The organism is Citrobacter sp. Igbk 16 (genome assembly GCF_028069755.1).
In the GTDB taxonomy this organism is placed as follows: domain Bacteria; phylum Pseudomonadota; class Gammaproteobacteria; order Enterobacterales; family Enterobacteriaceae; genus Citrobacter.
Window position 1 is genome coordinate 1 of sequence record NZ_JANEWJ010000016.1, and the last position, 19,676, is coordinate 19,676.

The following is a 19,676-nucleotide window of genomic DNA, read 5'->3' on the forward strand; positions in this document are numbered from 1 at the left end:
CTCTAATAGAAAACATGATCAATATCACCAATCAATCAAATAATACATCAGTATTATTTATTTAAAAGAGAGATCAAGAAGCACTTTATCTAATACAAACAACAGGAATTAATTAACGTTAAATGCATTCACTGAATAAATGTATTTTTATTTTGAAATATTACCAAGGAGAATATTTACCATCACATGCATAGGCCACGTCATTTATTAAAACATAATCAAAATCAATTTAACTATAAATAAAGAAAGCCGAAGATATATTTCGGCTTTTCCCACCTCATTCCGGATCACGCAGAAAGATTACGCTTCCTTCACCACAATCAACGGCTCGATATCACTCTCTTTTTTAATCACCAGCGACTCGTCACCGCGCAGGCAGGTCCCGCCGTAGTTACCACCTACGGTGAAGGTACAGACCTGAATATATTTACCGGCAACCTTTGGCAGACACCAAAGTTGCTGATAAATGTTTTTCTGCTCGGCAAACTTACCGCTGGTTTTATCCAGCGACTCTTCCTGGTGGCTAACCAAATCGATGTTGTTACCGCAGCGCCCAGCTATCGGTTTCACCGCATAACCCGTTTTCGCCAGCTCATCATTCACCGTGAAATCCGTATCCAGCAGATAGCGATGATGAGGGAAGAGCTGCCACAGAATCGGCAGAATCGCTTTGTTCCCTGGAATCACTGTCCAAAGTGGTTCAAATACCAATACTTCCGGGCGCAACAACACGTCTATCAAGCGCACTTCCTGCTGGGTATGTCCGGTACGAATCGGCACAGCCGCATATTCAGTTTCACTCACCTCACGCACCTGTTCAATCGCGGTTTCCCACGCCCAGGTTTTCCAGACACAGTTCACCAGACGACCGTCACCATCAATCAACTGGCCCGCATCATCCCACCGCAATTCGTCCAGACCACGCAGGATCTTACTTTCGAAACCAGCCTGGTGCAGAGCCTGCTGCATAAACTGCGCATGGTAGTTTTCCTCAATATCCTTATCCTGCATGATATGAACGAAAGGACGCGCACGGCTGTGTTTCCATGCCCCCGCCAGTTCATTAATCAGTCCTTCTGCCGGGTTGTGCCCATGCCCGGTATAACCCCGCTCAGCCCATCTTTCGAGGATCAGACCGGCTTCGGTATGGCAGGATGCGGAATCGGCGTTGTACTCGTACACTTTCAACCCACGCTCATCCATACAGAAATCCATGCGCCCCGTAATCATATGATGACGACGCCGCTGCCAGGATAAGCGCAGACGCGGCCAGAGGATTTTCGGGATATCAAACAGCGCCAGCAGGTTATCGTCTTTCAGTACCTTGTCGGTAGCGTGCAGATACATCAGGTGCAGTTCGTTGGTCGCTTTAATCAGCTCCTGCTCTGCACTTTCGGTAATCGTAAAGTACTGATGCGGATCCTGATTGATCACATGACCGTTCGCCAGCACGTAGGCTTTTTGCAGCGGGTCCTGCTCATCGAGCCACTTACCGTCAAACTGCCCGTTATCTTCCAGTCGTGCGCCGCCAATTTTCAGCGAGTCATTGGCGATCTCCGGCTGCGGCAGGCTGTGACGAGTGTCGTCAGTCTGGATCATCCAGCCAAGGATGGTGGTGTCATCAAAAGTGTCACGCAGCGTGTAGCAGCCATTTTCCACGACCATTTCCAGCTCGCGTGTCCACTGCTGCCCTGGCGGCAGCGGCGTATGAATCACGTTCTGCTCGGCAATACGGATTTTGTTTTCCAGCAACTGGGTGACGACCGCCACATGGCCGGTGTCTTTAAATTCGCCGCCTTTCTGCCAGATAAGCAGAGCACCTGCAACCGGCGCGCGGGGCGAACCATTCGGAAATGCCTGTAACGGCAGGATGTTGTCATTCACCACTTCACGCAGGAAGCGCAAGGAGAAGATCTCCCATGCCATGCCCACATCAGTGAAGACCATGCCATAGTTGAGGAAGAGAAAACGGCGTGCAAATTCTACACACTGCCATTTGTGGCCCATATATTCGTCGTCGATATAGCTACGAAAAGCAGCATCATCGTCGTAGTCCCGTGGGTCGAGGGAGCTGTAATCTGAAGAGTAGATTGCTACGCCGCCTGGGGCGTAGCCCAATAATGTCCCGAATGGGGCATCCTGACTGGTCGTTCCTTTGCTCATGCACCTTACCTCAAAACAATACAGTCTGAGCAGGTTGGCGTGAATTTTTCGCTCTGATTGCCTGCTCTGCGACACTAACCGGACAGAGGTCGACCTATCATACACCTCAACGCAGCGGCTGGCGCTCAGAGGCGAAAAATTCACAGCAGGAACTACGCTTTCTTCAACGTCACCGGTACGCTTTTATACGCAGGGGTTAAGCTTTTAGTGTCTACCGCATCCAGCGACAACAACACATTCGCTTCCGGCAGATAAGCACCAATAGAGCCCGCTGCCATGTTGTAAATCACCACCGTTAACCCGTACATCACGCGATCGGCACAGGGCAACCCCTTATCGTCCAGCGCCTGAACGTTAACAACATCCCCCTGACTCAGCCCACGAGCCGCTGCTTCAGTGGCACTCAAAAACACCACATCGCGCCGACCGGTAATACCTCGATAGCGATCGTTCATGCCATAGATAGTGGTGTTGTATTGATCGTGACTGCGCAACGTAGCCAGAACCAGCGCGTCAGCAGGTTGGTTTTCCCGCACCACGGCCCGTTGGCGGCTGACGATAAAGTTGGCTTTACCATTCTCCGTATGCCATTCACGACGTGAGGCTGGTGTATCCATACGAAATCCGCCAGGAGCAGTAATACGCGCATTGTAATCGTGGAACGCCGGAATCACAGCTTCAATGGCATCGCGGATCAGCGCGTAGTTTCCAGCTAACGTCTCCCAGTTCACCGGCGAGTGAGGCAGCGTGGCGCGTGCCATTGCAGCCACAATTGCCGGTTCAGACTTTAACCATCGCGAAGCGGGTTTCAGCCCACCACAGGAAGCGTGGACCATCGACATTGAATCCTCGACGGTCACCGACTGAATGCCTGTCGCTTGCAGATCGCGTTCCGTTCTGCCCAATGCGGGTAGCAGATAGTTATGTTTAGCCAACAGCAAATGCGATCGATTAAGCTTGGTTGCGATATGGACCTGCATATCGAGTTTTTTCATCGCGGCGAAGGTACGCTGTGGTTGCGGCATCGCCACCGCCAGGTTTCCCCCCATGCAGATAAGCGCTTTCGCCTCTCCCCGCTCAATTGCCCGAATACTTTCCACACTGGAGCGACCATGCTTGCGCGGAACGCGGATAGAGAAATGCGCTTCCAGGCGTTGCAAGAAGTCTTCGGATGCTGCCTCGTTAATCCCCACAGAACGGTCACCCTGCACGTTCGAGTGGCCGCGCAGCGGGCAGATCCCTGCGCCCTGCTTACCCATATTGCCTTTCAGCAACAGCAGATTGATCAATTGCTGAACGTTCTCAGTACCGTTTTTATGCTGGGTGATCCCCAGACCGTAGCAGATGATAGTCGCGCGGGACTTGTTGTAACTGTGTGCCAGGTCTTCCATCTGGCTGCGCGTCAGGCCAGAGTCCAATTCCAGCGTCGCCCAGCTACACTGGCGTAAATCGTCATACAGCGCCGAATAGCCTTCGGTATGTTCATCGATAAAGGCATGATCGAGACAAGGTTGTCTGTTCAACAAGATCCGCGCTTCATCCATCTCGATCAGCGCCTTCATGATGCCTTTAAGCAGCGAGGCATCACCGCCCATTTTGACCTGGTAGTAGTCGTTGCTGAGTTCCGTTGCCTGGCCGGTGAACATCTCTTTCGGACTCTGCGGGAAGCTAAAGCGCTCAAGCCCTCGTTCGGTCAGCGGATTGATGGAGATAATCTTAGCCCCGCGTCTGGCAACATCGCGCAGCGTGGTGAGCATGCGCGGATGGTTCGTGCCGGGGTTATGTCCTATGCAAATAACCAGTTCGCAATGGTCAAAATCATCGAGTTCAACGGTCCCTTTCCCAAGGCCAATAGCCTGCGTTAACCCTGCACTGGTAGGACCGTGGCACATGTTTGAGCAATCCGGAAAGTTGCTGCTGCCGTATTCGCGGGCAAAAAGTTGGTACAGGAACGCAGCCTCATTGGACGTTCTGCCTGAGGTGTAAAACTCGACCTGCTCAGCGGAATCATAGCTGCGCAGGCGCTCGCCGATTTCCTGAAACGCAGTGGCCCATTCCACGGCCTGCCAGGTATCCGACGCTGCATCGTATTTCATTGGATGCGTCAGACGACCTATATTTTCCAGCTCATAATCGCTGTAGTGCCAGAGTGTGGAAACCGGGTGACGGCTGAAAAATTCCGGTGACGCTTTCTTGCGGGTTGTTTCCCAGGACACGGCCTTAACGCCGTTTTCGCACAGCTCCATTGGCGCACGATGACCCGGGTCCGGCCACGCACAGCCCGGACAATCGAACCCTTTCACCTGGTTCATTTTGAACATCGCGATAATGTCGCGTACAACAGCCTTTTGCGAAAACACCGAAGCAGTGACGGCTTTTACCGCGCCCCACCCACCTGCCGGGCCCTGATAACCGCTAACTCCTGGAACACCATTTTTCATTGTTACTGCTTACTGACCGCCAATTATTGATGGTGAGTACGGTAGCAATTTCCGTCCAATATTGATTTCCTCTTCATGGAGTACAGCCTGGGTACAATGAACGGGTTAGTTTTATCTTCCCCTTTCAGCACAAAGCGACATAAAGTCCCAATCTGTTAAGTTGAGTTCTACCTAGCTGCTACACTGCTTCAACACAACCACTCAGAAGGCAGGTCAACATGTCAGACAACACTTATCAGCCCGCGAAAGTCTGGACGTGGGAAAAATCCAACGGCGGTGCATTCGCCAATATCAACCGCCCGGTTTCCGGTGCAACGCACGAGAAAACGCTACCGGTCGGCAAACATCCGTTGCAGCTGTACTCGCTGGGTACGCCAAACGGTCAGAAAGTGACGATTATGCTGGAAGAGTTACTGGCGCAGGGCGTCAAGGGGGCGGAATACGATGCCTGGATCATTCGCATTGGCGATGGCGATCAGTTCTCCAGCGGCTTTGTTGAAGTGAATCCAAACTCTAAGATCCCGGCGCTGCGCGACCATTCACAAAACCCGCCGGTACGTGTATTTGAATCTGGCTCGATTCTGCTCTATCTGGCGGAAAAATATGGTTACTTCCTGCCGCAGGATTTGGCGAAACGCACCGAAACGCTGAACTGGTTATTCTGGTTACAGGGTGCGGCCCCCTTCCTCGGTGGTGGTTTCGGCCACTTCTACAACTATGCGCCGGTTAAAATTGAGTACGCAATCAATCGCTTCACAATGGAAGCCAAGCGTTTACTCGACGTGCTGGATAAGCAACTTGCACATCATCAGTTTGTGGCGGGAGATGAGTACACCATTGCCGATATGGCGGTCTGGCCGTGGTTTGGCAATGTGGTATTGGGGAATGTCTATGATGCGGCAGAATTCCTTGATGCGGGTAGTTACAAGCACGTTCAGCGTTGGGCAAAAGAGATTGCAGCACGTCCGGCAGTTAAGCGTGGTCGCATTGTAAACCGCACTAACGGACCGCTGAATGAGCAGCTTCATGAACGCCATGATGCCAGCGACTTCGATACCAATACCGAAGATAAACGTCAGGGTTAAAATGCCTGATGGCGACGCCGGGGCGTCGCCATCAGGCCAACAAAGACGCCATACCGTAGGCCGGATAAGGCGTTTGCGCCGCCATCCGGCATAAAATCACGCGCTGGTGACGTCATACTCCATGCGGCGAAGTGCATCCAACGTGAATTTAGCTTCATCTTCGTCAATGATGCTCATGGCGAACCCTACGTGCACCAGCACCCATTGCCCAACCAGTTCGGCAGGTTCGCCTTCACAAATCAGGGCAATATTAACATCACGCTTGATGCCGCACACTTCAACCTGCGCAAGCTGGTGAATATCTTCACCAACGGCCAGAACCTGACCAGGGACTCCAATACACATATCTGACTCCGCCCCATAGCAACCTATGGGCTATTCGACTTCAATACTTTTCACTTTCAGTGAATCGCCAGCATCTACCCGCAGGCGATCGCCCTGACAGAGAGGGCACTGTGCATCATGCTGGGTGATCTCTACGACCTGACTGCAATCCCAGCACCAGGCCTGGGCGGGTTTGTAATCAATATGCAGTTCACAACCCTGCGCCAGCGTTCCCTGGCATACGATGTCGAAACTGAAACGGACGGCACTCTCTTCAACACACGAGAGTGCGCCAATTTCCAGCCAAACGCCGGTAACGCGTTTTACATCGTGCTGCTCTGCCTGCTGCTGAATAATCTCAACCGCGCTCTGACAAAGAGACAGCTCATGCATTTTCGCAGTTCCGCCGGCCCAACAGCAGCGCACGACGCCCCATCTGCGGCGCATTCGGGTCACTTACCGGTAGCGATAACACCATCCGCGCACAATCGTCAGCCAGGCGAACACCTTCCTGTGCCGACAGACTATGCGAAAGCGGCGACATCAGCGAGCAGGAGAGGTATTGCGATACACCATCCAGTTCACCCACGGTAAAGGTCATCTCGCCATACGGCAGACGCAACCCGATTTTTTCGCTGACTTTACGCACGGGCCAGATCTGATCCGGCCCTGGGAAAATCAGTGCACTGAGCATCCAGGGCGTGATAACGCATCCCGTCCACTGCCCTTCAAACAGCGTAAAATCAGAGACATACACCGGCATATTCGGATGCAGGAAAGAAAGATCGTGCATCGAACGCCGGGAAACCTCTTCAAACGCTGCCTGAATTTGCTGCTTCGGGGCTGTCTGAAAGCCTAAGAACTCCTCAGACATGTGCCTTCTCCCGTGGAATAGCTTCAACGCCAGACTCGCGCAGCGCAGCAAGAACCTGCTCAAGCGCAGGTTCAATCATCGCTTCAACCGTCGGTGTCAGCCCAATATGCGGTTCCAGCGATTCCGGAATGATACCCACCAGGGTCAGTTTTTTCGGAAACTCGCCGGTAAAACGCAGGGCCGACAAAACGTCGGCCAGGCCAAGCTGGTGCGGTGAGATTTTGTTGGTAAACAACGCCGGAATCTCTTCGTCCCGCAGGACCATCATCGTTCCCGGCGTGTTTTTTCTCGACACAATGGCGTCAGCGATAATCAGATGATCTCTGTTCGCCATATCGCCGAGAAGCTCCATCCCAGCCGTACCACCGTCCAGAACATCAACATAGTCTGGCAGGATGTATCGTTGTTCTAATGCCTCAACGATACGTACCCCGATGGCTTCATCGGTCAGCAAAATATTGCCGACCCCTAAGACTAATATCCGCATTACAGAACCTTAACTGAGACCACTTCGTTCCCGTCAACGTCCACCACATGCACCGCACATGACATACAAGGGTCGAAGGAGTGAATGGTACGAACCACTTCCAGCGGTTTGTTTGGATCGGCAATTGGTGTACCGACCAGCGAACGCTCGTACGGTCCCACTTCATCATTAAAGTTACGTGGGCCGGAGTTCCAGGTTGACGGAACAACCGCCTGGTAGTTGCTGATAATGCCGTCTTTAATCACCATCCAGTGAGAAAGCATACCGCGCGGCGCTTCAAGGAAACCTACACCTTTGAATTCGCCTGTTGCCGGGATATCCGGTTTCACGAAGGTGGTGTGGTCGCCTTTACCGATGTTCACAATCAGCGCGTTGTACTGATCCTGCAGAACGTTCTGCAGTTCACAGCAGTGAACGGTACGGCCAATGATACGGCCCAGCGTTGAGTGCAGTTGCGACACTTCGATGGTTTTACCGGTCAGCTTGGTGTAAATCGCGATGATTTCATTCAGCTTGGCATGGGTAGACTCGCGTTTGGCCGCCAGTTTACACAGCATGTTGGCCAGCGGACCCACTTCAACCGTTTTACCGTAGAAGGTCGGTGCTTTAACCCAGGAGTATTTGCCATCATCTGACCAGCCCGTGTAATCAGGAACCGTTGTGCCTTCCCACGGTGCCTGCGGTGCTTCGTCTTTGTACCATGCGTGTTTCGCACTCTCCTGAATCCCTTTAATCAGGTATTCATCGGAGTGAGAGGTGATCGGACGATAAGTCGACAGATCAGCATCGGTGATATAACCGCCCGGGAACAGGAAGCTACCGTTTTTACCGTCAGTCGGGAATTCCGGCGCGCTCAGGTAGTTAACCGCACCCTGACCACGTTCCAGCCACTCAGGATAGAACGCCGCAATAACTGCGGTATCCACCTTGTAAACCTGCTCAACAAAGTCGCTCAGCTTATCGATGAAGGACTTGATGTACATCAGACGTTCAAGGTTCAGTACGCCGAGGCCGTCAAGGTTAATGGGGTTAGCAACCCCACCAACGGCCAGGTTCTGGATGTGCGGTGTTTTACCACCCAACAGCGCCACAACGCGGTTAGCATCACGCTGGCATTCCAGCGCCTGCAGGTAGTGTGCAACCGCAATCAGGTTCACTTCCGGCGGCAACTGCATTGCCGGGTGACCCCAGCAGCCGTTGGCAAAAATACCTAACTGACCGCTGGCAACAAGGTCTTTGATCTTGTTCTGTACCTTGGTGAACTCTTCAGCGCTGTTCAGATGCCAGGAAGACACGCCGTTCAGCATCGCCGAGGCTTTCGCCGGATCGGCTTTCAGCGCAGAGGTGATATCCACCCAGTCCAGCGCAGAGAGCTGGTAGAAGTGCACGATATGGTCATGCGTGGTGTGCGCAGCCAGAATGATGTTACGGATGTACTGTGCGTTCACCGGAACATCAATATTCAGCGCGCTTTCAGCTGCACGAACAGAAGAGATAGCGTGAGTTGTGGTGCAAACACCACAGATACGCTGCACAATCATCCAGGCATCGCGCGGATCGCGATTCTTCACGATCTCTTCCATGCCGCGCCACATGGTACCGGAAGCCCATGCTTTAGATACCACGCCATTTTCGATTTCGCAGTCGATGCGTAAATGACCCTCAATACGGGTTACCGGATCAATAGTAATTCTCTGGCTCATGCTTTGCTCGCCTCATGACGATTTTGATCGTTTTGTTTTAAAGGAGGAAGTATCGGCAGTAGACGAATGAGTACGATGTATGCACAAATCTCAATAGCCACAAAACCAATAGAAATCAACAGCTCTTCCCAGGTCGGGAAGTAGTGGTAGCCACCACCAGGATTGAATGCCACCAGCGAATAGGACAGACGCCATGTTGCACAACCCAGCAATGCGCTCAACGCGGACAGATACAGCATACGCGAGTCATTGCGCAGCTTCGTGACACGCAGCACCACCAGCGGGAAGACCATCAGCACGACTTCAATCCAGAACATCACGGAGTAAAGATCGCCTGCAAACGCATACGACAGCTTGTCGCGGTAGATCAACTCGCCAAAGCGCAGGACCACGAAAATCGCCAGCAATATGCTGATGGTATTCGTCAGCTTGATGAACAGACTTTTCTCGTCCGGACCGTTACCTTTCAGACCCGCTTGTACCAGTGAGCCTTCAAAAATGACGATCGAGAAACCCATTATAAAGGCGGTTAATACAGAGAAAAGTGGCAGCATTTCATAAGCTTGCCATAGCGGATGTACTTTATAGCCCGCAGAAATCATCAATGAACCCATTGAAGATTGGTGCATGGTCGGCAGCAGCGCGCCGAGAGCGATAATAAAGAACATCACTTTATTCAAACGCTTGAGCGATACTTTCCAGCCCAGACGTTCAAACAAGGCCGGAGCAAATTCCAGCGCCATGATACCGATATAGATGGTCATACAGACCGCCGTTTCAAACAGTACCGAGTTCACGTTGAAGTGACCCGGAATGTAGAAATACGGCAAGTTCCAATAACGACCGACGTCAATGGTGATCGACAAACCACCCAGCGAGTAACCAAACAGGCTTGCCAGCAACGCCGGACGTACCAGCGGATGGTATTGCCCTCTGTTGAAAACATACACCGCCCACGCCAGCGCCCAACCACCGCACGCGAAACCGGTACCGATCAACAGGTCAAACGCGATCCATACGCCCCACGGGAAACCGCCGTTCAGATCGGAAACTGACCCCAATCCGAAGACCAGACGTTTTACGATCAGGAGCATACACAGGACGATTAACGGCCCAAAAATAATGACCGGTTTGCTGATTATTCTTCCGCCCAGCGGTTTAGGATCATGACTCATGATCGTCTCCTCCATCGTGATGGTCGTTTTTCGTATTACGACGAACCAGCACGGTTAAGCCCGCCAGCGCAGCCAGGGGTAAAATCATGCCCTTATACAGGGAATGTTGAACATGTTCGGAACGCGCACCGGTTGAAAGGTCATCCAGTTTTGGCAGATCCAAATCCTCGTAAGGAACACCCGTCAGCACCATAACCTGCGTACCACCGCCTTCCTTTTCACCGTACAGGTGCGGATAGTACTTCGGTACCGTATGCAAATAGGTATCACCAGCGCTCACTGTCTGACGCGGATAGTGGTATTCGCTGCCAGGCTTCAGGGCGAGACGTTTTTTTGCCTCAGCCATCAGCTCTTCACGCGTACCAAAAATCACGGCACCAGCAGGACACACTTCAACACACCCCGGTAACCCCCCTTTGTCCAGACGTTCAACGCCTTTCTGGTTACACAGTTCACATTTATGAAGCGCACCAAACGGGTTGTTGTAGTCGTATTTAGGGACGTTGTACGGGCAGGCAACCATGCAATAGCGGCAACCAGTACAGACATCTTTGTCATAGTGGACGATGCCGGTTTTCGGGTCTTTCTTCAGCGCGGAAACCGGGCAAACGGAGACGCAGTTTGGATCGACACAGTGCATGCACTGTTTCTTAATATATGCGTAGCCGTTCTCTTCCTGGTCTTTGTTAACACCTGTTCCGCTACGCCACACCTGGATGATGTTGTTGGTGTACGGTGACAGTTTGTCGTTGTTCGACCAGGTCTGCTCGCCTTCCGGGTTACGCGCCGGGAAGTTGATATCCTGACACTTGGTGACGCAGGCCTGGCAGCCTACGCACAGCGTCGAATCATAGAGCATCCCAAGTGAACCTGGGATCGGCGGACGGTTTTCTGCAGCCGCATGACTGATGGACGGCGCAGCGCCCAACAGCAATGCCCCGCTGGAGGCTGCTTTAATAAAGTTACGTCTGTTCACGGTTATTCTCCCCGTGAGTCAGCGTTATCTTTCTTCTGCTGACGCCCCAGTTCACGTACCGCCATCACGCTGACGCCGGCAACCAGTCCTACTACGCCGCCAAGCAGCCCAATAGCCCCAGCTGAAATGTTGCCGCCTTCTTTCATGTTGACATCAGGCTTCTCTGAACGCGGGGTTTGGTTTTCCACATGGGCGAGTTGGTGAATGCCTTTATGGAAACCGACGCCTTCTTCGTTACAGCCGTAGCAAGGGTGACCGATCGCCACCGGCCACACGCCGCCAACATCGCAGAATTGCAATGTTGAGCAGTTGCCGTACGTTTCTGGCCCTTTACAGCCCAGATGATAGAGGCACCAACCTTCACGGTGACCTTCATCGCCGAACTCTTTAGCAAAACGACCGGCATCAAAGTGCGGGCGACGTTCGCAGTGTTCGTGAATCAAACGACCGTAGGCAAATGTCGGACGGTTTTTGGTATCCAGCTTCGGCGGCTTACCGTAAGTGATGATATGCGCGACCGTGGCGAGGAAGTTATGCGGGTTAGGCGGACAGCCTGGGATGTTGATGATGGTTTTGCCTGGCAGAACTTCTTGCAAGCCAACGGCACCCGTTGGGTTCACGCCAGCGGCAGCGACACCACCCCATGCGGCACAAGAGCCGATAGCGATGATAGCTGCTGCACCTTCGGCCGCTCTGCGGATGTGATCCACAATTGGCTCACCGGCAACCATGCAGTAAATACCATTATCTTTTAGTGGTATAGAACCATCTACCACCAGAACATATTGCCCTTTGTACTTCTCGAGAGCGTTATGTTTGTTCTCTTCGACCTGGTGGCCAAAGGCGGCAGAGAGTACCTCATGGTATTCCAGAGAGATCGTCTCCAGAACGAGGTTTTCCACTGTAGGGTGTGTCGCACGAAGCAGCGATTCAGTACAACCCGTACACTCCTGAGCACCAATCCAGATAACCGGTGGGCGCTGAGGACGAGAAACTGATTCGGCCATTTCTGCGGCGGCTTTGCTACTGAGCCCCATGGTAGCGGCCAGTGCTGCACAAAGCTTCATGAAATCACGGCGATTGATGCCGTTCGAATTGATGAGAGAATTATCTCCAGTCATTTTATTGTTATTCCGTTGCGAAGACCTGGCTTTTATTTTGCACCATTCGCATGTTGCTTATTGCGATCGGCGCGCCATTACCACACTTTTTATATGGTTATGTGCATTATAATACTTCGGCGGAGCAACAAAACGAAGGCGTAGGTCAATAGTGTAATTAATTAAAGCAAGATAATACCCCTTTTGGATCAAGCTTCGAGCCGATAGCCGGCCATGAAAAACCGAATTGTTGTACTCGACTGGTTCTCTTTGAAGAAATCCATCACCATCTCTTTATCCAGCCCGTAACGGCGCGTCAGGATCCCCGCTTCCCATGCGCTGAGCTGTCGGTCGCCCGTTTTTTCAAACATTCGATGTGAAAAACCCAGAACAAAACCGCGTTTATAATCTGAACAAAAATTCGCCACTGAACGAGCACTGTCCGCACTTGAGGCGTTCAATCCGGCCATCAGGCCCTTACCAAAATGGTTGTCCATGCATAACCTCCAATCGCTATATAACAAATTATATAGCGATTTTTTAAGCAAAGGCCAGAGGTATCACGCACTTTTTTGTGCCAGATTAAAAGGACACCCACTCGTCCGTTTTAGGTGCTGCAGAGGTTCTGCTTTCTGCGGAAGGGGAAGTGGTATTTGTCGATGCATATTGCACATCGTTAGCTGAAAGCCGGAATTGCTGTACAGAGCGTTGCAGCTCTTCCGTTTGCCGTTCCAGCGCTACTGCCGCAGCGGAGACTTGTTCTACTAACGCGGCATTCTGTTGCGTCACGCTGTCCATCTGAGTGATTGCAACGCTGACCTGCGAGATGCCTTTATTCTGCTCTTCAGAAGCAGAGGCAATTTGTTTCATGATAACGGTCACTTCGGTCGCGCCGCGCAGAATCGCTTCCATCGTTAACCCGGTCTCTTTGACCAGTCGCGCCCCCTGATCGACACGACGCGACGATTCACCGATTAATGTCTCAATCTCTTTTGCCGCGCCGGCGCTACGGCTGGCGAGGTTACGTACCTCCCCCGCCACCACGGCAAAACCACGACCCTGTTCACCAGCCCTGGCCGCCTCAACGGCGGCGTTAAGCGCCAGAATGTTGGTCTGGAAAGCAATGCTATTAATGACGGAGGTAATTTCTGCGATCTGTTTAGAACTGGCAGCAATACCATCCATGGTGTCGACCACTTCAGAAACCAATTTGCTTCCTTTACCTGCCGTTTCTGTTGCGGTATCGGCAAGCTGGCTGGCCTCACGCGCATTTTCGGCGTTAAGTTTTACCGTTGCGGTTAGCTCTTCCATGCTGGCTGCTGTCTCTTCCAGCGCTGCCGCCTGCTCTTCAGTACGGGAAGAGAGATCGTTATTGCCGGTAGAAATTTCCGTAGCACCTCGCCAGATGTTGTCACTGCCTGAACGAATCGTACTTACGGCCTCACGCAGGCTGTCCTGCATTGCGCACAATAAAGGGACCAGTTGGCCTACACAGTTCCGGCCGAATTCTTCAATCGGCTGGCTGAGATCGCCCTGGGCAATCTGGCGGAACTGCTGGCGAATACGGCCGAGAGGTTTCACCATCATGGTAACGAGGTAACGATCGGTGAAGAAAAGGAGGGCGATCCCGAGGATAACGGCAGTAATAATCAGTGTCCGAATGATCGACGTTTTACCGTCTACCATAATGCGCGTCGCATCAAGTCTCTTTCCGGCTGTGGTATTAAACCGTTCAGCGCTGGCACCAAATTCACGGCTCAGTGCGGGCGTAATCGTGCTGGCATGTTCCGAAAACGCCGTCAGCGAGCCCTGCTGCGCCAGCTGCATTTGCGGTATCACGCCTTTATCCAGCAAAGCTTGCCACTTGGCCAGCACTGCTGCTGAAATTTCCGGGTCCATCGGCCCCGGAGATAATGTTTTCATCTCCTGGAGCTTTTGGCTCAGATTATCCAGCGATTGCTGGGCAGGTGTAAAATCCGGCGTTCCACCACCAATTTTGACATCCACTGCACGGCTCAGGCGTGTCACAAAGCGAAAGTACTGATCGTTACCCTGACTCAACACCGTCATCTGTTTGACGAGATGGCGATCAATATCATTCCCTTCTGATATTTTTGATAAAGCATGAAGACTGAATAAACCCACGCCCGACCAGAGCAGGCAAAAAAGTCCAAGTATTGCCAGCATGACAATACGAATAGTGAAGTTTTTCAGCAAATACATAATAATTTCCTTGCCATTGATGAGGAATTCGCCATCAGGCGATACTTCCCCTTGTTATCGGCAGGCAATGAAGAAGATATAATACGTTCTTTATTTTTTTACTTTTTTAAGTCTATCTATTATCCCTGCTGGTCATATCAATATGAATGTTAATGAAATTAGGTAGCATTATTATTCAGATAATTAATCTAAATCTGTAAATAATGCGTTGTTTTTCATAACAAATATTTATCAAACCAGGCAAGAGTGCGTTCCCAGGCTAAATCAGCAGCTGCTTTATCATAACGGGGTGTCGAGTCGTTATGAAAACCATGATTAACACCAGGATAGATATATGCTTGATAGATTTTCTTATTCGCTTTGAGTGCGGCTTCATAAGCGGGCCAGCCGTCATTAATTCGTGTGTCTAGTTCTGCATAGTGTAATAATAAAGGCGCATTAATTTTAGGGACATCGGAGGCAGGAACCTGACGCCCATAAAAGGGCACCGCACATGCCAGTTCAGGGAAAGCAACAGCCGCTGCATTCGCCACACCACCACCGTAGCAAAATCCAGTGATCCCCACCTTTCCCGTCGTCATCGAATAATGCTGCATAAATTCAATAGCAGCAAAAAAATCATTCATCAGCTTAACAGGATCAACCTGCTGCTGTAATTCCCGGCCTTTATCATCATTGCCGGGATAACCGCCCAGTGAACTTAATCCATCGGGGGCCAGCGCAATATAGCCGGCCTTCGCCACCCGCCGTGCTACATCCTCAATATACGGATTCAAACCGCGATTCTCATGTACCACAACCACTGCCGGAACCTTCCCCGTCACCTTCGCAGGTTTCACCAGATAACCTCGCACATCACCATGCCCATCTGGCGATGGATAGGTAATGTATTCTGCCAGAATATCGGGGTCGGTAAATTCTACCTGCGTTGCCAGGGCATAATTCGGTTTCAGCAAATTGAATAGCGCCAGTGCCGTCATGCCACCTACCGCATATTTCGCCGCCAGATTCAGAAACGCTCGTTTAGATATTTTGCCATGGGCGTAATAGTCATAGTAATCGAGTAACTCCTGCGGAAAGTCTTTAGCAGTCAAACGCGGCATGGTTGCACTCCTGAGTGATGTTTTTTTAAGCAAAGCACAGTGGTCTGTTTTTGCCCAGTTTTTCATCCCAATGTGACCTGGGGAACGGGATATTCACCACGAACCCGCTAGAATAGAAACGTTGTTTTGAAATTCACCTGCACTAAGGAGATCTCATGGCCTGGTTTGCCAATCCTGAACGTTATGAGCAAATGCTCTATCGCTACTGTGGTCGCAGCGGCTTGCGCTTGCCCGCGCTATCGCTGGGTTTATGGCACAGTTTTGGACACGTTCAAGCTCTGGATTCACAACGAGCACTGCTGCGAAAAGCATTTGATTTAGGGATCACACATTTTGATTTAGCCAACAACTACGGGCCGCCTCCGGGCAGTGCTGAGGAGAATTTTGGTCGGTTATTGCGCGAGGATTTTGCACACTATCGTGATGAATTGATTATCTCGACCAAAGCGGGTTACGACATGTGGCCGGGGCCGTACGGTTCTGGCGGCTCACGCAAGTATCTGCTGGCCAGCCTCGACCAGAGCCTCAAGCGTATGGGTCTCGACTACGTCGATATCTTCTATTCGCACCGCGTTGATGAAAACACCCCAATGGAAGAGACAGCTTCCGCGCTGGCCCAGGCCGTGCAAAGTGGCAAAGCGCTGTATGTCGGCATTTCATCTTATTCTCCAGAGCGCACACAGAAGATGGCCGAACTGCTGCGGGAATGGAAAATTCCTCTGCTTATCCACCAGCCATCCTACAACCTGCTTAACCGCTGGGTAGACAGCAGCGGCTTGCTGGATACGCTGGAATCCAACGGGATGGGATGTATAGCCTTCACCCCGTTGGCGCAGGGGTTGCTGACAGGGAAATACCTCAACGGTATTCCTGATGGTTCCCGCATGCAGCGTGAAGGGAAAAAAGTCCGTGGACTGACGGAAAATATGCTGACGGAAGCAAACCTCAGCAGTCTGCGTTTGCTCAATGAGATGGCACAACAGCGTGGGCAGTCGATGGCGCAAATGGCGTTAAGCTGGCTGCTAAAAGATAACCGGGTCACATCGGTATTAATTGGCGCCAGCCGACCTGAGCAGTTAGAAGAGAACGTTCAGGCACTGGCAAACCTGACATTCAGTGCCGAAGAACTGGCACAGATCGATAAACATGTCGCTGACGGCAAGCTCAATCTGTGGCAAGCCTCATCAGACAAGTAACGATCTGACCATGACGCCGGGTGTAGTCCTACCCGGCGTCATGGTCTGCTGATGAGGGTGGGCAAGACAATCTCGCCTCACATCACACCTCGTCCTCTTTGATCAATGGACGCTGATATTCCGGCCACACCAGCGCGACAAGTGCAGGATAGGCTTCCAGGCTGAACTCCCTGAAGCACTGTCGCAAGTTAAGCACATCCAGATCGGCGTGCGGGACTTTCTCCCCGCTGAGGCAGCGCTTTTTGATATTGTCGTAATATTTATAAACCGCAGAGTTAAGATCGCTACAGCGCCGCTGTGCGTCAAAGAGCCCGGGCGTTTCATTCAGCTCCACCATCGTCATCCGCTTGACTGTGGAGTGGATAAAATCGATATATTCGTGATTGACTCGCCAATACCATACCGGAGTAATCGAATTCATCAGGGCAGAAAAATGATCTTCTCCCTCTTCTTTACTTAGCATTTCCGGCTGGTGCTGAGCGTTAACATCTTCTGTATAACGGTTTTTATTTGCACTACGCATTAGCAAAAGTACCCCGCAGGTAAGCAATAGCAGGGTAATAACAGAATAAAATATACTGTTCATAGCAGGCTCCATTTTTTTTGATTTTAAAATTACCCCATGCTATTGTCAACGCGGCCTACCTTATTAAAAACATCATATTATTGGCAGCAAAGGATATTTCAACATGCTTCCCGAGCATCTTGTTCCCTCTCGTTTTCATTTATCCGCAACCCCGAACAATACAAATACCACAGAAAATAGTGAAAATTTGACTCAGGGAAAGATAACGCTAAGTGATTACGAATCAGAAATTTTGATTAGCTCCACAACTACCGGCCAATCCCGGAATATGTTATTTGAAGAGTGCGATCGTCATTTAAAAGAGCGTCTTTTCCGCGCCGCAAAAATCGAGTCATTTACTCGCCTGCTCAATTCATTACAGGCGGAAGGCGACATTAACGCCCAGGAATTAAGTAAAATTCTGTCCAAAAATACAGCCATGATAAATGAACAAGGCAACAAAATTTGGCTTAATTTAATTACTCGCGAAACCAACGATCCTATTTTTTATTCTCTGGAAGAGAAATAAAATGAAAGATGTTGAAGATAATAATGTTTATTTGGCTTTAGATAACCACAAAAGTGATGAGTTTGTCTTAAAACAAAATCTGTCTGTGTTGATAGCCAATAAAAACGCGACGCTGGAAAGCCTTGCTCAAGAGATGGTTTCTATACCCGCCGCGCTGGTGCGGATGAAATGGCAAAATCGTCATGAAATCTACGCACTGCAAGCCAAAGAAGAGATTTACGGTGCCACTATCGAGGCCATCATCGCTCAGCAGCCAGAATTGCGGGACAAAATCATGGCCCGTCTGGAAAGCACATACCAGCATCTGCTTGCACGTGAAACAGCCACACTACGCCTGACCCGTAAGCTATCCGAAGGGAACTACGAGCCCACAAAAATCACTACGGTTGCGTTGGACGAGAACAGATAAGGCAAAAGACTTACAGGGGAATGATATCAGGAGAAGCTTGCCGGGTAAGGTCAAACCTGTACCCGGCAACAACGATTATTTGGCTTTGACGGTCTCTTCACCGACCAAACCAATCTTCAGGTAGCCCGCCTGATGCAACGTATCCATAACCTTCATCATGGTTTCGTAGTCAACGGTTTTATCTGCCCGGAAGAAGATAGTGGTGTCTTTCTTGCCTTCAGTTAGCGTATTTAGCTCGTTAATCATCGTCTCATCGGTTACCTGATCGTTACCAATAAACATAGTGTTATCGGCTTTTACTGACAGGTAAACCGGTTTTTCCGGACGCGGTTGCGGCGTACTGGTGGATGCAGGGAGATTCACCTTCACATCTACGGTTGCCAGTGGCGCTGCCACCATAAAGATGATCAACAATACCAACATGACGTCGATAAACGGCGTCACGTTGATGTCATGCATTTCACCGTTATCGTCCAGGTTTTCATTAAAGCTCATTGCCATGGAACATTACCCTACACGTAATTTCTGCGCAGCACGTACCGGGTGTGCAGACGCGCTTGCACTCAGGTCCAGGTCACGGCTTTGCAGCAACAGCACCTGCGCCGCGACATCGCCCAGCATCGCTTTATAGCTGCCAATCTGACGAGCAAAAATGTTGTAGATAACAACCGCAGGGATTGCCGCAACCAGACCGATCGCGGTCGCTAACAGTGCTTCTGCAATACCTGGAGCAACAACAGCCAGGTTGGTGGTTTGGGTTTGTGCGATACCGATGAAGCTATTCATGATACCCCATACTGTACCGAACAACCCGACAAATGGAGAGATAGCCCCGATGGTTGCCAGGTATCCATTACCCCGCCCCATCTGACGGCCAACTGCGGCAACGCGACGTTCCAGACGGAAACCGGTACGCTCTTTGATCCCTTCGTTGTCATCACTGCCTTCTGACAGTTCCAGTTCATTCTGCGCTTCATTAATCAGCAGAGAACCCAGGCTTTTGGCATCGAATCCAGCGGCAATCTCACTTGCCATTTCTAAAGAGCGGGCATCTGCCAGCATTTGCTGTTCACGCTTAAGACGGCGCTTCTGCGTAAAGAACTCAAGGCTCTTACTAAAGAAGATAGCCCAGGTGACCACTGACGCCAAAATCAGCCCAATCATCACGCACTTAACCACGATATCGGCGTGCTGATACATACCCCAGACGGAAAGGTCCGTCTGCATCAAATTATTACCCACTCTGTATCTCCAGGACGCAAATCACAAAATCTGAGCGTAATCATATCAAAACGACGTCGAATTGATAGTCGTTCTCATTAC

Annotated in this window: 20 protein-coding genes; 4 read left to right on the top strand and 16 right to left on the bottom strand. The window is 51.0% G+C overall.

What is annotated here, in order from left to right:
- Window positions 1-300: 300 nt before the first annotated feature.
- Window positions 301-2,163, bottom strand: a complete 1,863-nt coding sequence (gene gss / locus NNO03_RS12250) for a bifunctional glutathionylspermidine amidase/synthase (RefSeq protein WP_271449638.1) — start codon at window positions 2,161-2,163, stop codon at window positions 301-303.
- A gap of 152 nt (window positions 2,164-2,315) precedes the next feature.
- Window positions 2,316-4,604, bottom strand: a complete 2,289-nt coding sequence (locus NNO03_RS12255) for an FdhF/YdeP family oxidoreductase (RefSeq protein ID WP_271449639.1) — start codon at window positions 4,602-4,604, stop codon at window positions 2,316-2,318.
- A gap of 218 nt (window positions 4,605-4,822) precedes the next feature.
- Here NNO03_RS12255 and yghU point away from each other — a divergent pair, with 218 nt between their 5' ends.
- Window positions 4,823-5,689: a glutathione-dependent disulfide-bond oxidoreductase gene (gene yghU / locus NNO03_RS12260; protein WP_137382583.1), complete on the top strand. Its 867-nt coding sequence runs from the start codon at window positions 4,823-4,825 to the stop codon at window positions 5,687-5,689.
- A 96-nt stretch (window positions 5,690-5,785) separates the two neighbouring features.
- Here yghU and hybG read toward each other — a convergent pair whose 3' ends face one another.
- The 11 genes from hybG to yghX all read right to left on the bottom strand — a co-directional run bounded on the left by hybG (window position 5,786) and on the right by yghX (window position 15,654).
- A complete protein-coding gene (hybG, locus tag NNO03_RS12265; RefSeq protein WP_048213216.1) occupies window positions 5,786-6,034 on the bottom strand; it encodes a hydrogenase maturation factor HybG in 249 nt (82 codons plus the stop codon).
- A 30-nt stretch (window positions 6,035-6,064) separates the two neighbouring features.
- Window positions 6,065-6,406, bottom strand: coding sequence for a hydrogenase maturation nickel metallochaperone HypA (gene hypA / locus NNO03_RS12270; RefSeq protein WP_045447504.1), 342 nt, complete (start codon window positions 6,404-6,406; stop codon window positions 6,065-6,067).
- The gene (gene hybE / locus NNO03_RS12275; RefSeq protein ID WP_271442646.1) at window positions 6,399-6,887 is read right to left on the bottom strand and encodes a hydrogenase-2 assembly chaperone; all 489 of its coding nucleotides are present in this window, start codon (window positions 6,885-6,887) and stop codon (window positions 6,399-6,401) included. The genes hypA and hybE overlap by 8 nt, the downstream gene beginning before the upstream one ends.
- Entirely contained in the window at window positions 6,880-7,374 is a 495-nt protein-coding gene (locus NNO03_RS12280) for a HyaD/HybD family hydrogenase maturation endopeptidase (protein WP_271449640.1), read from the bottom strand. Before NNO03_RS12280 ends, hybE begins: the two co-directional genes overlap by 8 nt.
- Window positions 7,374-9,077 (bottom strand): hydrogenase 2 large subunit, encoded by a 1,704-nt coding sequence (gene hybC, locus NNO03_RS12285; protein ID WP_003828353.1) that lies wholly within the window; start codon window positions 9,075-9,077, stop codon window positions 7,374-7,376. The genes NNO03_RS12280 and hybC overlap by 1 nt, the downstream gene beginning before the upstream one ends.
- Window positions 9,074-10,252 carry a Ni/Fe-hydrogenase cytochrome b subunit gene (hybB, locus tag NNO03_RS12290; RefSeq protein WP_137382580.1) on the bottom strand — a complete coding sequence of 393 codons (1,179 nt, stop codon included), beginning with the start codon at window positions 10,250-10,252 and terminating at the stop codon, window positions 9,074-9,076. Before hybB ends, hybC begins: the two co-directional genes overlap by 4 nt.
- A complete protein-coding gene (gene hybA, locus NNO03_RS12295) occupies window positions 10,242-11,228 on the bottom strand; it encodes a hydrogenase 2 operon protein HybA (protein ID WP_271449641.1) in 987 nt (328 codons plus the stop codon). Before hybA ends, hybB begins: the two co-directional genes overlap by 11 nt.
- Before the next feature lie 2 nt (window positions 11,229-11,230).
- A complete protein-coding gene (gene hybO, locus NNO03_RS12300) occupies window positions 11,231-12,349 on the bottom strand; it encodes a hydrogenase 2 small subunit (protein WP_016154493.1) in 1,119 nt (372 codons plus the stop codon).
- Window positions 12,350-12,537: 188 nt separating this feature from the next.
- Window positions 12,538-12,825: a DUF2623 family protein gene (locus NNO03_RS12305; RefSeq protein ID WP_048213218.1), complete on the bottom strand. Its 288-nt coding sequence runs from the start codon at window positions 12,823-12,825 to the stop codon at window positions 12,538-12,540.
- Window positions 12,826-12,910: 85 nt separating this feature from the next.
- A complete protein-coding gene (locus tag NNO03_RS12310) occupies window positions 12,911-14,551 on the bottom strand; it encodes a methyl-accepting chemotaxis protein (RefSeq protein ID WP_271449642.1) in 1,641 nt (546 codons plus the stop codon).
- A gap of 215 nt (window positions 14,552-14,766) precedes the next feature.
- Window positions 14,767-15,654 (bottom strand): YghX family hydrolase, encoded by an 888-nt coding sequence (gene yghX, locus NNO03_RS12315; RefSeq protein ID WP_271449680.1) that lies wholly within the window; start codon window positions 15,652-15,654, stop codon window positions 14,767-14,769.
- A gap of 155 nt (window positions 15,655-15,809) precedes the next feature.
- On the opposite strand from yghX, the gene NNO03_RS12320 reads away from it, so the two are divergent.
- Window positions 15,810-16,850: an aldo/keto reductase gene (locus tag NNO03_RS12320; RefSeq protein ID WP_271442221.1), complete on the top strand. Its 1,041-nt coding sequence runs from the start codon at window positions 15,810-15,812 to the stop codon at window positions 16,848-16,850.
- 82 nt (window positions 16,851-16,932) lie between these two features.
- Here the strand turns inward: NNO03_RS12320 and NNO03_RS12325 are convergent, their stop codons facing one another.
- Complete coding sequence (locus NNO03_RS12325; protein ID WP_333908919.1) at window positions 16,933-17,436, bottom strand: ESA_00282 family adhesion-associated protein; 504 nt, start codon at window positions 17,434-17,436, stop codon at window positions 16,933-16,935.
- A gap of 103 nt (window positions 17,437-17,539) precedes the next feature.
- On the opposite strand from NNO03_RS12325, the gene NNO03_RS12330 reads away from it, so the two are divergent.
- The gene (locus NNO03_RS12330; RefSeq protein WP_271442223.1) at window positions 17,540-17,944 is read left to right on the top strand and encodes a hypothetical protein; all 405 of its coding nucleotides are present in this window, start codon (window positions 17,540-17,542) and stop codon (window positions 17,942-17,944) included.
- A gap of 1 nt (window position 17,945) precedes the next feature.
- Window positions 17,946-18,353 (top strand): hypothetical protein, encoded by a 408-nt coding sequence (locus NNO03_RS12335; protein WP_005123132.1) that lies wholly within the window; start codon window positions 17,946-17,948, stop codon window positions 18,351-18,353.
- A gap of 75 nt (window positions 18,354-18,428) precedes the next feature.
- Here the strand turns inward: NNO03_RS12335 and exbD are convergent, their stop codons facing one another.
- Entirely contained in the window at window positions 18,429-18,854 is a 426-nt protein-coding gene (exbD, locus tag NNO03_RS12340) for a TonB system transport protein ExbD (RefSeq protein ID WP_271449644.1), read from the bottom strand.
- A 6-nt stretch (window positions 18,855-18,860) separates the two neighbouring features.
- Complete coding sequence (gene exbB / locus NNO03_RS12345; RefSeq protein WP_271442225.1) at window positions 18,861-19,595, bottom strand: tol-pal system-associated acyl-CoA thioesterase; 735 nt, start codon at window positions 19,593-19,595, stop codon at window positions 18,861-18,863.
- Between the last annotated feature and the right edge of the window lie 81 nt (window positions 19,596-19,676).